Origin of the sequence: Micromonospora auratinigra, assembly GCF_900089595.1 — a bacterium.
In the GTDB taxonomy this organism is placed as follows: Bacteria; Actinomycetota; Actinomycetes; order Mycobacteriales; family Micromonosporaceae; genus Micromonospora; species Micromonospora auratinigra.
In genome coordinates this window covers 1,378,355-1,392,435 of the sequence record NZ_LT594323.1, presented here as the reverse complement: position 1 = coordinate 1,392,435, position 14,081 = coordinate 1,378,355, and the positions used below count along the sequence as shown (strand labels likewise).

The window sequence follows — 14,081 nt, the reverse complement described above, 5'->3', positions numbered from 1 at the left end:
TCACCTCCTCACGGGACGCCGGACGCCGGACGCGGTCAGGACGGGCTCCGCGCCGGGCAGCGGGCAGCCACGACGACGAACGGCCACGGCGGCCGCGACGAGGCTGACGACGGCCGCGACGACGAACGGCGGCCGGCCACCCAGGTGCACGGCGACCGAGCCGAGTGGAATGGCCGCCGCGACCGGGCCGAACATCGCGGTGTTGGCCGTCGCGGCCACCCGGCCGAGCAGTGGCTCGGGGGTGCGGGTCTGCACGGTGGTGACGGCCGCGACGAGGGCGACGGGTAGCCCGATGCCGGCGAGCACGCCGGCCGCCACGGTCACCGGCCACCACGGCGCGCAGCGCAGGAGACAGCTGACGGCGAAGAGCACCGCGCCGCCCACCGCCACGGGCACCGGCCCGTGCCGGGTGATGAGCCGACCGACCACGACCCCGGCCACCAGGGAACCGGCGCCCTGGGCGCTCGCCAGCACCCCGAGGAAGGTCGACGGCAGGCGCAGGTCGACCGTCACGACCTGGAACAGGGGCGCGGTGGTGAAGCCGGACAGGGCGATCACCACGGCGGCCAGCCCGACGCTGCGGCGCAGCACCGGGTCGCGGCGCAGCACCCGCAGGCCGGCCCGCAGGCCACGGTCCCGTCCGGTCGGTAGTGCGGTGCAAGCGGTGCCCGGCACGCCGTCAGGAGCGGCCCCGACGGTGGCGGCAGCGTCGCCCGGCGCGATGTCGGGAGCACCGTCCGATACGGGAGCGGATGGCGCGGGCGGCGGGTCGGTCAGGCGTACGGTGAGATAGAGCAGCGCCACCAGGACGGGCAGGGCGGCGCTGACCAGCGCCACCAGGTGTCCGCCGCGCCAGGCGTAGAGACCGGCGCCGACCAGCGGGGCCACCAGTTTCGCGCCCTCCTGGGCGCTGGAGCGCCAGCCGTTGACGTCGGCGAGCCGACCGGCGCCCAGGGCGCGGGGCAGCAGCGCCGACTCGCCCGCGTCGATCAGCACGTAGCTCAGGCCGTAGCAGAGCGAGACGGCGAAGAGCAGCCAGGCGTCGGCGGCGGTCCGGACGGCCAGCAGGCAGAGCAGCGCGGCGGCGAGGCCGAGGTTCACCGCGACGACGACGGGTCGCCGGGGCAGCCGGTCGAGGATCCCGCCGAGCCAGGGGCCGGCCAGGGTGGGCGCGTAGACGCAGAGACCGGCCAGCGCGGCCCGGCTGCTGGAGCCGGTGAGGTCCAGCAGCCAGATGCTGACGGCCAGCGCCATCGTCGTGCTGCCGAAGCCGGAGAGCAGTGAGATGGCGACGAACAGGACCGCGTTGCGTCGCATGGTTCCCCCGGGTGCGCGTCGGAGCACCCATGGTCCGAAGTTGAGCGATGCCGGGGCAAGGGGTGGGCGGCCCTGTCAACGCGCCGTTGACAGGGCCCGGTGCAGCGCCGGTACGGCGGCCCGGACGGCGGGCGGCAGCCGGGTCGGGTCGAGTTCGGCCAGGTCCGCGGCGGCGTGCGCGGCAAGGGCGTGCAGTGCCCCGGCCGGCGCGTCGAGCGCGGCGGCGAGGGTGCCCCGGACCAGGGCGGCACGCGGGAACCGCGACTCCCACCGTCGGTCGTCGACGATCCACCGGTGCAGCTCGGTCACGGCCAGCCGGAGCCGGGCCAGCGGCGGCGCGTACCGGCGGTCGGCGTCGAGCCGCCGGGCCCGCGCGGCGGCGTCGAGGCGGTGCCGACGCTGCTCGGCCGCCTGCCGGCTGGCCAGGCCGAGCGCGCCGGCGATCTGGGCCCAGGTGCTGCCCCGCTGGCGGGCGCGGTCGATCAGGGTCAGCTCCCGTTCGTCCAGCTCCGCCCGCAGCGCGGCCAGCTCCGCCAGGGCGCTCAGCTCGCCGGACATCGGCTCATCCGGTGGCGTCGGCCAGGAGTTCCAGCAGGTGACGGTAGGGCTGGCCGGTCGCCCGGGCCATCCCGATCTCGCAGGTGCGGTTCACCGAGGCGTACCCGTCGAAGGGCCGGCCAGTGACCGCGGCGGCCTCGGCGCGGGTGGCGGCGGCGGTCAGTTCCGGGTGCAGCAGGCCCCGGTCCCCGGCGAAGCCGCAGCACTGCCAGCCGTCGGGCACCACCACCTCGTCGGCGACCGCCCGGGCCACGGTGAGCAGCGCCTCGTCGAGCCCCAGCCGGGTCGACGAGCAGGTCGGGTGCAGGGCCAGCGAGCCGAGCCGGCGCCGGACGGTCAGCCGGGGCAGCAGCACCTCGGCGGTGAACGCGACGGCGTCGACGACGCGCAGGTCACCGGCCTCGGCGACCAGCTTGGCGAAGCCTTCGGTGCAGGAGGCGGCGTCGCTGACCACGGGCAGCGCACCGTCGCGGCTGGCCGCGCGCAACGCCGGCGGCACCCGGTCGCGGACGTCGCGGTAGCCGGCGGTGAGCCCCTTCGAGGACCACGGCGTGCCGCAGCACATGCTCGCCACGCCGTCGGGCACGAGCAGCCGCACCCCGGCCCGCTCGGCGAGGGTGAGCAGCGCGGCGGCGACGCCCGGACCGCCCGGCGCGGGCGCGAAGAGGGTGCCGAGGCAGGACGGGACGAAGACCGCATCCGGCTCGTCGACCGGGTGCGGGCGCCGCACCGCGCCACCGCCGGGCAGGTCACGCCGCCACTGCGGGACCCGCTCCGCGCCGAGCACCGCCCGGGCGGCCCGGCTCGCCGCCTCCGGCAGGGCGGGCGGCACCGCGCCGGCCAGGTCGAGGCCCCGGGCCAGGCCCCGGGTGACGGTGCCCCAGCGGCGCGCGGCACCCCGCCAGCCGGCCTGTCCGGCCGTGCCGTTCTCCTCGGCCCGCAGCCGTTTCACCAGGTCGCCGGTGTTGATCAGGACCGGGCAGGCGGTGGCGCACATGCCGTCGACCGCGCAGGTCTGCACCGCGTCGTAGTCGTACGCGTCCTCGAGTTCGCGGGCCAGCGCCCGGTCACCGGCGGCGCGGGCGGCGGCGATCTCGCGGCGCAGCACGATCCGCTGCCGGGGCGTGGTGGTCAGGTCGCGGCTGGGGCAGACCGGTTCGCAGTAGCCGCACTCGACGCAGCGGTCCACCTCCTCCTCCACGGTCGGCACGGTCTTCAGGTGCCGCACGTGCACGTCCGGGTCGTCGCTGAGCAGCACTCCCGGGTTGAGCACGCCGTCGGGGTCGCAGAGCGTCTTCAGCTCGCGCATCACGGCGTAGAGCTCGTCGCCGAACTGGCGGCGCACGTACGGGGCCATCACCCGGCCGGTGCCGTGTTCGGCCTTGAGCGTTCCGCCGTGCCCGAGGACCAGGTCGACCATCTCCTCGGTGAAGTCGACGTAGCGGGTCGGGGCCGCCCCGTCGGCGAACCGCTCGTTGAGCATGAAGTGCAGGTTGCCGTCCTTGGCGTGGCCGAAGATGACGCTCTGCTCGTAGCGGTGCCGGGCGAAGAGGTCGCCGAGGGCGGCGCAGGTGTCGGCCAGCGCCGCCACCGGCACCGCGACGTCCTCGAGCAGCGCGGTGGTGCCGGAGGGGCGGGCCCCGGCGACGGCCGCGTACAAGCCCTTGCGGATGTGCCAGAGGGCGGCGCGGGCGGGCGCGTCGCCTGTGAGCCGGGCCGGGGTGGTCAGCGGCAGCCCGGCCAGCACCGGCCGGGCCTGCGCCACCCGGTCGGCGAGCGCCTGCGGGTCGGACTCCTGCCACTCCACCAGCAGCGCGGCGTGCTCCCGGACCGCGAGGCCGCGCAGCGTGGCGTCCGCCTTCGGGTCGGCCGTCGCGACGGTCAGGGCCGCGGCGTCGAGCAGCTCGATCGCGGCCGGCCCGGCGGCGACCAGGGCCGGCATCGCGGCCATCGCCGCGCCCAGGGTGTCGAAGACGAGCAGGCCGGTGGCGGCGTGCCGGTGCACGGGTACGGTGCGGAAGGTGGCCGCCGCGACGAAGGCGAGGGTGCCCTCGCTGCCCACCACGAGGCGGGTCAGCAGGTCGGCGGGGCGGTCGTGGTCGAGGAACGCGTTCACCCCGTACCCCATGGTGTTCTTCATGGCGTACTGGGCGCGGATCCGGCGTACCGAGTCGGGGTCGGCGCGGATCCGGTCGCGCAGCCGCAGCAGCCCGGCGTGCAGCTCGGGCTCGGTGGCCCGCAGCCGCTCGTCGGCGTCCGGCGCGCCGGTGTCGAGCACGGTGCCGCTGGGCAGCACCAGCAGCACCGACTCCAGGGTGCGGTAGGTGTTGTGCTCGGTGCCGCAGGTCATGCCGCTGGAGTTGTTGGCGACCACCCCGCCGATGGTGCAGGCGGACTCGCTGGCCGGGTCGGGGCCGAGCTTGCGGCCGTACGGGGCGAGGCGCGCGTTGACCTGCCGCAGCACCACCCCGGGCTGGACCCGTACCCGGTGCCCGTCGTCGAGCACCTCCAGGTCGCGGAAGTGCCGGCGGGTGTCGACCAGGAGCTGGTCGGTGACGGCCTGCCCGCTGAGGCTGGTGCCGCCGGAGCGGAACGTCAGCGGCGTACCGCTGGCCCGGCTGTGCCGCAGCAGCGCCGCCACCTGTTCGGCGTCGGCCGGCGTGACGACCGCGCGGGGGTGCAGCAGGTAGTGGGAGGCGTCGTGGGCGAGGCGCAGCCGGTCGGCCGCGCCGGTGCGGACCCCGCCGGGCACGGCCTCCGCCAGCCCGGTGAGCGTGGACGGCGCGGCCGTGGCCGCGTTCCTGGTCGGCTTGAAGATCAAGACGCACCTCCCCGCCGGCCAGCCTAGTCCTGGGCCCGGACCGGCGGGCCCAGGCCCTTGTCTGCCGCATAGAGGGTGGTGGATACTCGCCGTCAAGCGTTCGTCGAGGTCAACCCCGATCCCGACCCCGGCGGTACGGCATGGACGCCGACGCAACCGGCGGCCTTCACCGCTCTAGGAGGAGACCGTGAGAATCCGCCGTAGTCGTCTCACCCCCTTGCTCGCCGCGGCCGCCGGCCTGGTCGCCGCGGGCGCGTTCGCCGTCCCCGGCACCGCCTCGGCCGCCCCCACCCGCTTCACCGCCGACCAGCTCTCCCGCGTCGACGCCGCCGTGGCCGCCTCCGGTGTCGGGGGCATCGCCTGGCGGGTGGACGCCGCCTCCGGCCGGGTCGTGGTGACCGCCGACGAGAGCGTCTCCGCCGCCGAACTCGCCACCGTCACCCGCAGCGCCGGCGACCGGGCCGGCGCGATCCGGGTGGAGCGGGCCCGGGGCACCTTCCGTCCGCTGCTCTCCGCCGGCAACGCCATCTACGGCGGTGGCTACCGCTGCTCGCTCGGCTTCAACGCGGTCAAGGGCGGGGTCTACTACTTCCTCACCGCCGGGCACTGCGGCAACGTGGCCAAGACCTGGTACACCGACTCGGGCCTGAAGACGCTGATCGGCCCGACCATCGGCTCCAGCTTCCCCGGCAACGACTACGCCCTGGTCCGCTACGACAACACCGCGCTGAGCCACCCGGGTGGCTACACCGCCGCCAACGCGGTGGTCGGCGAGTCGGTCAAGCGCACCGGCTCCACCACCGGCACCCACAGCGGCACGGTGACCGCGCTGAACGTGACGGTCCGCTACAGCGGTGGCGGCACCGTCAAGGGCATGATCCAGACGACGGTCTGCGCGGAGCCCGGCGACTCGGGCGGCCCGCTCTACGACGGCACCAAGGCCCTCGGCATCACGTCCGGCGGCAGCGGTGACTGCAGGAGCGGTGGCACCACCTTCTACCAGCCCGTCCCGGAGGCGGCGGGCGCGTACGGCGTGACCGTCTACTGACCCGCCGGCCGGCAAGCGCCGGCCGACGACGGAGGCCCGCACCGCAACCGGTGCGGGCCTTCGTCGTCGCACCGGCTCTACCGCGCCGCGATCCCGGCCGGCAAGCGGTCGTCGGGTCTCCGTCACTCGATCGGCCTGAGTGGACGTTCGCTCCTCTCGGAACGGTCGGCGCCGGCCGTCGTCGGACCGATGGTTGTCAGCCGGCAAGCCCGAACGTTCGCCCTGTTGCGCGGTGTTCCACCGCCCCCGCGCTGGATTGGATCGAGATCGACAACACCGTGGCCGAGGGCGAAGGGAACCCGCATGACCGCTCCGACCGGCCTGCCGCTCGTCCTGTGCGGCCCGATCGTGCGCCGCGTCGACCCGACCAGCGTCACCGTCTTCGTCGCCCTGCGGGCCGAGAGCACGGTGTCGCTGACCGTCTTCGGGCTCGGCCCCGCCCCCGGCTACGCCCGGGGCGCCACCGTGGGCACCGGCAGCCGCGCCACCGTACGGCTGGCCGACCGGCTGCACGTGGTCGCCGTCACCGTCACCGGAGCGGTTCTGCAGGCCGGCACCCTCTACGGCTACGACCTCGCGTTCACCGGCACGGCCGGCGCGGGCAGCCTCTTCGACGCGGGCGTGGTGGCCGCCGACGCGGTGGCGGCCCGGGCCGCGCTCACCTACCAGGGACACCCGCAGGCCCCCTCGGCGGTGCCGGCGGTGCCCACCTTCGTCACCCCGCCGGCCGACCCGAACCAGCTGCGGATCTTCCACGGCTCGTGCCGCAAGCCGCACGGCGAGGGGCAGGACGCCTTCCCCGCCCTCGATCCGATCATCGCCGCCGCCGGCGGCGACCCCACCGTCCGGCCGCACCAGCTCGTGCTCGGCGGCGACCAGATCTACGCCGACGACGTCGCCGACCCGCTGCTGGCGATCATCCACGGCCACGACGCCCTGCCGGCGGCCGGCACCGAGCCAGCGGTGCCCGCGTACGAGGGGGTGGCGGCCCGGCTGGGGCTGGCGCCCGAGCCGATGCCGGTCGGCGGCACGCCGCCCGCCGACCGCACGTACCTGCCGGGCAAGCGGGCCACGGCGATCGCCCGGGACGCCAAGTTCACCTCCGGCGCCGCCGACAGCCACCTGATGTCGCTGCGCGAGTACCTGTGCATGTACCTGTTGGCCTGGTCGGACGTGCTCTGGCCGAGCAGCTGGCCGACCTTCGAGCACGTGCTGCCCGCCGACACCCGCATCCTCAGGGATCCGCAGGACCGCCGCCCGGGCGAGAGCGTGTACGACCTGATGCGGGCCGGCCGGGCGTACTCGCCGAGCGCCCAGCAGAAGGAGATCATCGGGCGCTGGGAGCGCTGGCAGCGGCAGGCCCTCGCGCTGCACGGCTTCCGCACCGGCCTGGCCGCGGTCCGCCGGCAGCTCGCCAACGTGGCCACCTACATGGTGCCCGACGACCACGAGGTCACCGACGACTGGAACATGACCCGCTCCTGGGTGACCGACGCGGTGGTCGGCTCCCCGCTCGGCCGGCGGATCATCCGCAACGCGATGGCCGCGTACGTGGTGTTCCAGGGCTGGGGCAACACCCCGGAGCGCTTCGCCGCCACCGGCGACGCCGGCGAACCCGGCCGGGCCGCCCTGACCGCGCTGGCCGGCTGGTCGGCCGCGCCGAACGACGCCGACGACCTGACCCTGCGCACCCGACTCGGCCTGCCCACCGGGATCAGCGACTCCGGCCGGCTCCAGCGGCCGGCCGGCGCGCTCACCTACCACTACACGGTCACCTGGCCCCGCTACCAGCTCATCGCGCTGGACACCCGCACCTGGCGGCAGTACCCGGCCGGCGCCGGGCACCCCGGCGGGCTGCTGCTCGACGACCATCCGCTCGACGAGATGCTCACCGGCGGCGGGGTGCTCGGCGACGACGCGGTCACCGTGGTCGCCCAGCCGGTGGCGCTCTTCGGCGTGCCGGTGCTGGAGCAGCTCGCCCAACCGGTCGCGAACGCGACCGCCGGCCGGTACCTGGCCGACGCCGAGGACGCCTGGGTGGCCAGCGACGCCGCCGTACACAAGATCATGGCCCGGTTGTTCGCGGCCGCGCCCCCGGGACCCGACGGCGTGCGCCGCCGCCGGCTGGTGCTGCTCGGCGGGGACATCCACTTCGGCTCCGCCGAGCGGATCCGCTACTCGGCGATGCTGCCCTACGCCTGCGGACCCGACCCGGCCACGCCGTACCAGGGGGTCAACCGCACCGAGGGCGTGATCGCCGGCTTCGTGTCCAGCGCGTTCCGCAACGAGGACGGCCTGACCCGCATCCTGCACGACGTCGGGTACGTGCCGCTGCTCGACGTGACCGGCCGGATCGACCTGGTCGGCTGGGCCAACGAGCTGCCCGGCAGGGAGGGCCAGCGGATGCAGGCCGGGGTCCAGGTGACCGCCGGCGCCGACGACACCACCGGCTGGTGGGTGTCCGGCCGGCCGGCGGTCAGCGACCTGGACGCCCTGAAGGTGCTCGGCCGGCAACCGGAGTGGAACGTGTACGTGCAGTTCCTGCGGCACGACGAGGCCGACCCGCAGGTCCGCCGCGACGGCGTGCCCGAACCGGTGGTCGACCCGGCCGGACTCCCCCGCGACCAGGCTCTCGCCCAGTACCTCACGGCGGCGCGGAACCTCGACCACTACAAGGGATCGTGGGGCAACGGCAAGGAGATCGTCGGGCGCAACAACCTCGGCGAGATCACCTTCGACTGGCCGGCCGGCGAGTGCAAGACCGCCACCCAGCGGCTCTGGTGGCACCTGCCGGGCGAGAACCGGGCCGCGGCCCTCACCACGTACACGGTGGACCTCTCCCTCGGCTGCTCGCTGACCACCGCGCCGCCGTACGGCGGGTTCGTGCTGCGCCCCGACGACCGGGACGCCACCGCCACCGCCAAGGCCCGCTACGACGGGGTGGAGCGGCCGGCGGAACTGGTCACCGAGCGGTGGGTGAGCCGGCTCCAGCACGACCTCGCCGAGCTGGGCTTCCGGGCCCCCGACGAGACCGACGGGGAGTACGGCCTGCGCACCTACTGGGCGGTGCGGGAGTTCCAGGCGTACGCCCGGCAGGACCGTACGGCCGTCGAACCGGCCGACGCGACCGCGACCCGCTGGTCGGACCGCCTGCAACCGGTCGACGTGCCCCAGGACGAGCGCTACCTCGGGCCGGTCAGCGGGGTCGCCGACCTCGCCACCCAGGTCGCCGTGCGGCACTGGCTGAAGAAGCGGTGGCGCTGCCCGGTGGTCGTCGAGTCCTGGCAGGTCTCCGGAGACAGCCCGCAACGGCTCGACCAGCCGAACGTGTGGCTCTTCGACGAGGTCACCGCCGCCGACCGGCGCCTCTACTCGCGGGTGATCACCGGCCGGCCCGCCGGGGCCGGCACCGCCCCGCCGGGGCACCCGGAGCTGATCCGGCTCGGCGCGTACCGGGACCACCCCACCGACCCGCAGTGGGGCGGACCGGTCCTCGACCCCGGCGCCGAGCTGCTGCCGGAGGCGATCCTGCCCCGGCCGCAGGACCACGCCACCGGACCCACCCTCGCCGAGCTGACCGCCGCGATCGCCGCCGGCGGCGACGCCGGCACCCGCGCCGCCCGCCGGCTCTCCACCTTCAAGGTGCTGCGCGCCGTCGCGGAGAACCGGGTGCCCGACGCGGCCGGCGGCTGGCTGGACGCGGTCGCCGCCGACGACCCCGCGGTCATCCGGTTCGGCCCGTTCGGCTGGCGGGCGCACGGGCCGCAGACGGCACCCACCACGTTGCCCCCGGCGCTGGACATCGGCGCCGAGCCGGGCGAGATGTGGGCGTACCTGGCGTTCCTGCGGGCCACCGACCGGGACGCGTACGACGCCCTCGGCGGGCTCGGCGGCATCAACGCCGTACCCGGCTGGGGCCGGGACGGCGGCGGCCTGCTCCACCCGGAGCTGCGGGTGCTGCGCGCCCGCCCGGCCGAGACCGACTCCACCGGCGCCGCCCGGCAGGGCATCGGCACCACCCTGGAACTGCTCGGCCTGCGCTCCTGGCACTGGATGCACCGGTACGCGCTGGCCCTGCGCGGCCACGACGGCGTCCGGCGGGGACTGTGGACCTTCGCCCGGCAACGGCTGCACGACCTGCTCGCCGCCGACTGGGACTCACCCGACCCGGCCGCCACCCCGACCGTGCCGCCGGTGACCGGCGCGGACGGCCGGCCCCGGCGGGCCCGGATCGGCGACCTGTTCACCTCCGAGCGGTCCGTGGCGCTGCTCGCCTGCTGGCAGCAGTACCGGGCGCACCAGCTCGTCGCGGTCGGCCCGCCGGCCTCGGTGGCCGAGAAGCCGGAGTTCCGCACCCGCCCCCGGGCGGCCGGCGAACTGCACACCGTCCTCGCCCGCGCCAGGACGCTCGGCCCGGACTTCAACGCCGCACCCACCGGCTGGACCGACCAGCACGAACTCGCGCTGGTCACCGCGATCGGGCAGGTCGTCGCCGCCGACGCGCCGGTGGCCGCCGCGCTGGCCCGGCTCGTCGGCTGGCCGGCCTGGCCGGCCGGGCACCGCTACACGCTGCCCGTCGCGGCGCTGACCGAGGCGGAACGGACCCTCGCCCCCGCCCGCGCTTCGCTGCGACTGGACCTGAGCGAGCTGCCGAGGGTGACGGCATGACCGACGACACGACCGGGACGGGAGCGGAGATGACCGAGCCGAAGAACGCCCTCGCCCTGCTCTGGGACGAGGTCCGGCTGCTCGCCGGGCCGGTGCTGTCGGCGTACGACCCGTGGCGGCGGGCCCGGTTGATGCGGGCGCTCGGCTGGGACCTGGAGGCGGTCAGCGGCTTCGACGCGGCCCGCTTCGAGGAGTGGGCCCGCACCGTCGGCGACGCCCTCGAGGTGGTCGCCGCCGTCCGCAACGACGCCGGGCTCGACACCCTCGCCGGCTTGGGCAAGGTGGGCGAAGCGGTCGGCAAGGTCTTCGGGAAGATCGGCGAGCTGCCGACGGTGCGCAACGGCCTGCCGGACGTGCCCGGGCTGCCCGCCGAACTCGCCGACGACCTGATCGATCTGCTGGTGCTGACGTACCTGACCCGTCGGGTGCCGTGGACGGTGCCGCTGCTCGACCTGCTCGGCCTGGTCGACCCGGCCGCCGTCAACCCGCCGAGCGCGCCGATGCCGCCCGGCGACGCCCCGATCCGGCTGCCGAAGCGCCGCGACGAGCTGCACCTGGACCGGATCGTCGACCTGGTCCGCGACCCCGGCGGCTACGTCCGCCAGCGGTACGCCCCGAACGGCTGGGACACCCCGGAGGGCGTGGCCGAGTTGTCCGCGCGGCTGCTGCCCCGGCTGGCCCGGGCGCTGCGGGCCCTCGGCCTCGACGCCGACCAGGGGGTCCGCCCCGACCTCGGGCCCGACCAGGGTGAGGTGGGCCGCCGGCTGGCCGACAGCCTGCTGCGGCTGCGTTTCAGCGGCCTGCGCACCCCCGACGGCACCCCACCGGCCGGAGCCGGCCCGGCCCCGTGGAGCCCGACCTTCGGCCTCGGGGTCACCCTCGGCCTGGCCAGTTGGGACGGCCGGTTCACGGTGATCCTCGCCCCCACCGGTGAGGCGCACCTGGAGGGCTCGATCGGGGCGTGGAACGTCGCCACCGACCTCAGCGGCGCCGGACCGGCCTTCGCGATCAACGCGCAGGGCGTCACGGTCAGCGGCGACGCCGCCGTGGTGAAGTGGGCGGCCGAGGTCGCCCGGATCGCCCCGGCCGGGCAGCCCGGCTGGATCCTCGGCTCGCCCGGCGGCACCCACCTGGCCGTCGGCCAGCTCGTCCTCGGCGGCCGGGCCAGCCTCGGTGCCGGCCGCGACGACGTCGAACTCGGCATCCGCGCCGGCCAGGCCGAACTCGTCGTGCGTCCCGGCGACGGCGACGGGCTGCTCGCCAAACTGCTCCCCGCCGACGGGCTGCGGCTCGGCCTCGACCTCGGCCTGGCCTGGTCGCTGCGCGGCGGCCTGCACCTGACCGGCGCCGCCGCGCTGGCCGCCGACTACCCGGTGCACCTGTCCTGGCACGGGCTGGGCATCGAAGGGCTGCGGATCGCCCTCGAGGCGTCCACCACCACCCGGGCGCTGAGCCTCACCCTGAGCACCACCGTGCGGGCCGCGCTCGGCCCGCTGCACGTGGTGGTGCAGAACATCGGCGTCCGCGCCGACCTCACCTTCCCGCCCGCGCTGCCCACCGGGACCGGCGACCGGGCCACCGCCGGCAACCTCGGCGCGGCCGACCTGCGGCCGGCGTTCAAGGGCCCGGACGGTGTCGCGCTGCGGATGGAGAACGGCATCGTCTCCGGCGGCGGCTACCTCTTCGTCGACGAGGCCCGCGGCATGTACGCCGGCGTGCTGCAGCTCGGCATGACCTCGACCACCCCGCTGGCCCCGATGAAGGGGTTCCGGCTACAGGCCACCGCCGTGCTGAACACCCGCAACCCGGACGGCAGCCGGCTCACCGAGGCCGACGGCAGCCACACCTTCTCGCTGCTGCTCGCCGGCACGTACGAGTGGTTCCCCGGCCTGATGCTGTTCTGGGGCATCTCCATCACCGGGCTCGGCCTGGTGGTCGGCTGGAACCGGCGGACCAACCCCGAGGAGGTCCGCAACGCCGCCCGCGCCGGCACCCTGGACGCGTTGCTCTTCCCGGCCGACCCGGTCGGCAACGCGCCCGCGGTCATCGCCACCCTCAGCCGGATCTTCCCGGTCGACACCACCGGGACCGTGCTCGGTGCGATGGTCCGGCTGAACTTTCTCGGCGGCCAGGTCGTCGCCGACCTCGCCGTGCTGGTGGAGTTCCCCGACCCGGTCCGGATCCTGCTCCTCGGCAAGCTGGTCATCGACTTTCGGCAGGCCGGGAAGTTCCGGCTCGACTCGGCGGGCATCGTGGACTTCGCCCGCCGGGAGATCAGCGTGGACGCCGCCCTGATCGACTCGAAGCTGTTCGGCCGCCCGGTCTCCGGCGAGATGGCCCTGCGTGCCCGCTGGGGCGCGGGCCGGACGTTCGCCGTCTCCATCGGCGGCTTCCACCCCCGCTACAGCCCGCCGCCCGGCTTCCCGGCGGTCAAGCGGTTCACCATCGCGCTGCAGAAGTCCGGCAAGGGCGTGAACCTGTCGGCGTACCTCGCCGTCACCAGCAACACCGCCCAGTTCGGCGCGGAACTGAAACTGCACTTCGAGGGCGGCGGGTTCGTCATCGACGGCCGCGCCTGGCTGGACGTGATGTTCCAGTTCAAGCCCTTCTGGTTCACCGCCGAGATCGGCGCGACGGTGTCGCTGAAGTTCAAGGACAAGGAACTGCTCGCGGTCACCCTGCTGATCGGGATCAGCGGGCCCGGCCCGTGGCGGGCCTGGGGCGAGGCCCGGATCAGGTTCCTGTTCTGGGAGGTGTCGGCGAAGTTCGCCTGGACCGACGGGGACACCACCGGGGCCGACGAGCCGACGTACGTCGACGCCGGTGAGGCGCTGCGCGCCGCGCTGTCCGCCCCGGACGCCTGGGAGGTGCGGCCGGCGCTCACCGCCGGGGAACCGGTCACCCTGCGCGACCTGGCCGGCTGGACCGGTCCGCTGCTGCTGCAACCCGGCGCCCTGCTGGCGGTACGGGAGAACGTGCTGCCGCTGGAGACCGACCTGTCCCGGATCGGCACCTCACGGATCAGCGGACCCAACCGGTTCACCCTGACCGGGGTGAGCGTCGGCACCGGGGACGACCGCCTCGCCGGCACCCTCGGCGACGTCGTCGAGGACGACTTCGCCCCCGGCCAGTTCCGCGACCTGTCCCCCGAGGAGCAGCTCACCACGCCCGGCTTCGTCCGCCTCGCGGCGGGCCGCACGGTGGCGCTGCCGGACGGCACCGCGCTGCCCGACGCCGCGCTCACCTCCTTCACCGCCCTCGCCGGCGACGACGCGTACGACCGGATCGTCATCGACGACCCGGACGCCGCCGGACGGCCGCTGCCGGCGGGCCACGGCCTGGCCGCGACGGGCGGCGGTGACCTGCTGGCCCGGTTCTCGGCCACCGCGCCGGCCGCGTTCGCCGGCAGCCGCCGCACCGGCGCCGCCCGCTTCACCGGCCCCACCCTCGACCTGGCCCACGCCGGAACCGGCCGCACCGCCGGAACCGTCGCGCCGTCGCGCGGCACCGCCGGGACGCCGTCGTCGCGCGGCGATGGAGTTCCCGCGCCGCGCACCGGCAGCCCCGCCACCGAACGGTCCCCGTCCCGACGCACCGGGACCGCCCGTCGGCCCCGCCTCGCGGTGCCGCAGCCGCGCATCGTCCCCGCCGAACTGGAGGTCCGCTGAC

General features: G+C 75.6%; 6 protein-coding genes. 3 read left to right on the top strand and 3 right to left on the bottom strand.

All coding sequences use genetic code 11. The annotated features are described in order from the left end of the window. The 3 genes from GA0070611_RS06090 to GA0070611_RS06080 form a co-directional block, all read right to left on the bottom strand. Positions 1-1,317 carry an MFS transporter gene (locus GA0070611_RS06090; RefSeq protein ID WP_091658830.1) on the bottom strand — a complete coding sequence of 439 codons (1,317 nt, stop codon included), beginning with the start codon at positions 1,315-1,317 and terminating at the stop codon, positions 1-3. A 75-nt stretch (positions 1,318-1,392) separates the two neighbouring features. After that, the gene (locus GA0070611_RS06085; RefSeq protein ID WP_091658827.1) at positions 1,393-1,875 is read right to left on the bottom strand and encodes a hypothetical protein; all 483 of its coding nucleotides are present in this window, start codon (positions 1,873-1,875) and stop codon (positions 1,393-1,395) included. 4 nt (positions 1,876-1,879) lie between these two features. Next, positions 1,880-4,696, bottom strand: coding sequence for an FAD-binding and (Fe-S)-binding domain-containing protein (locus tag GA0070611_RS06080; RefSeq protein WP_231921341.1), 2,817 nt, complete (start codon positions 4,694-4,696; stop codon positions 1,880-1,882). A gap of 187 nt (positions 4,697-4,883) precedes the next feature. On the opposite strand from GA0070611_RS06080, the gene GA0070611_RS06075 reads away from it, so the two are divergent. The 3 genes from GA0070611_RS06075 to GA0070611_RS06065 all read left to right on the top strand — a co-directional run bounded on the left by GA0070611_RS06075 (position 4,884) and on the right by GA0070611_RS06065 (position 14,080). Further along, a complete protein-coding gene (locus tag GA0070611_RS06075; protein ID WP_091658824.1) occupies positions 4,884-5,744 on the top strand; it encodes a S1 family peptidase in 861 nt (286 codons plus the stop codon). Between the two features lie 303 nt (positions 5,745-6,047). After that, complete coding sequence (locus GA0070611_RS06070) at positions 6,048-10,412, top strand: peptidoglycan-binding domain-containing protein (RefSeq protein WP_091658822.1); 4,365 nt, start codon at positions 6,048-6,050, stop codon at positions 10,410-10,412. Continuing rightward, complete coding sequence (locus GA0070611_RS06065; RefSeq protein ID WP_091658819.1) at positions 10,409-14,080, top strand: DUF6603 domain-containing protein; 3,672 nt, start codon at positions 10,409-10,411, stop codon at positions 14,078-14,080. The genes GA0070611_RS06070 and GA0070611_RS06065 overlap by 4 nt, the downstream gene beginning before the upstream one ends. The last annotated feature ends 1 nt before the right edge of the window (position 14,081 follow it).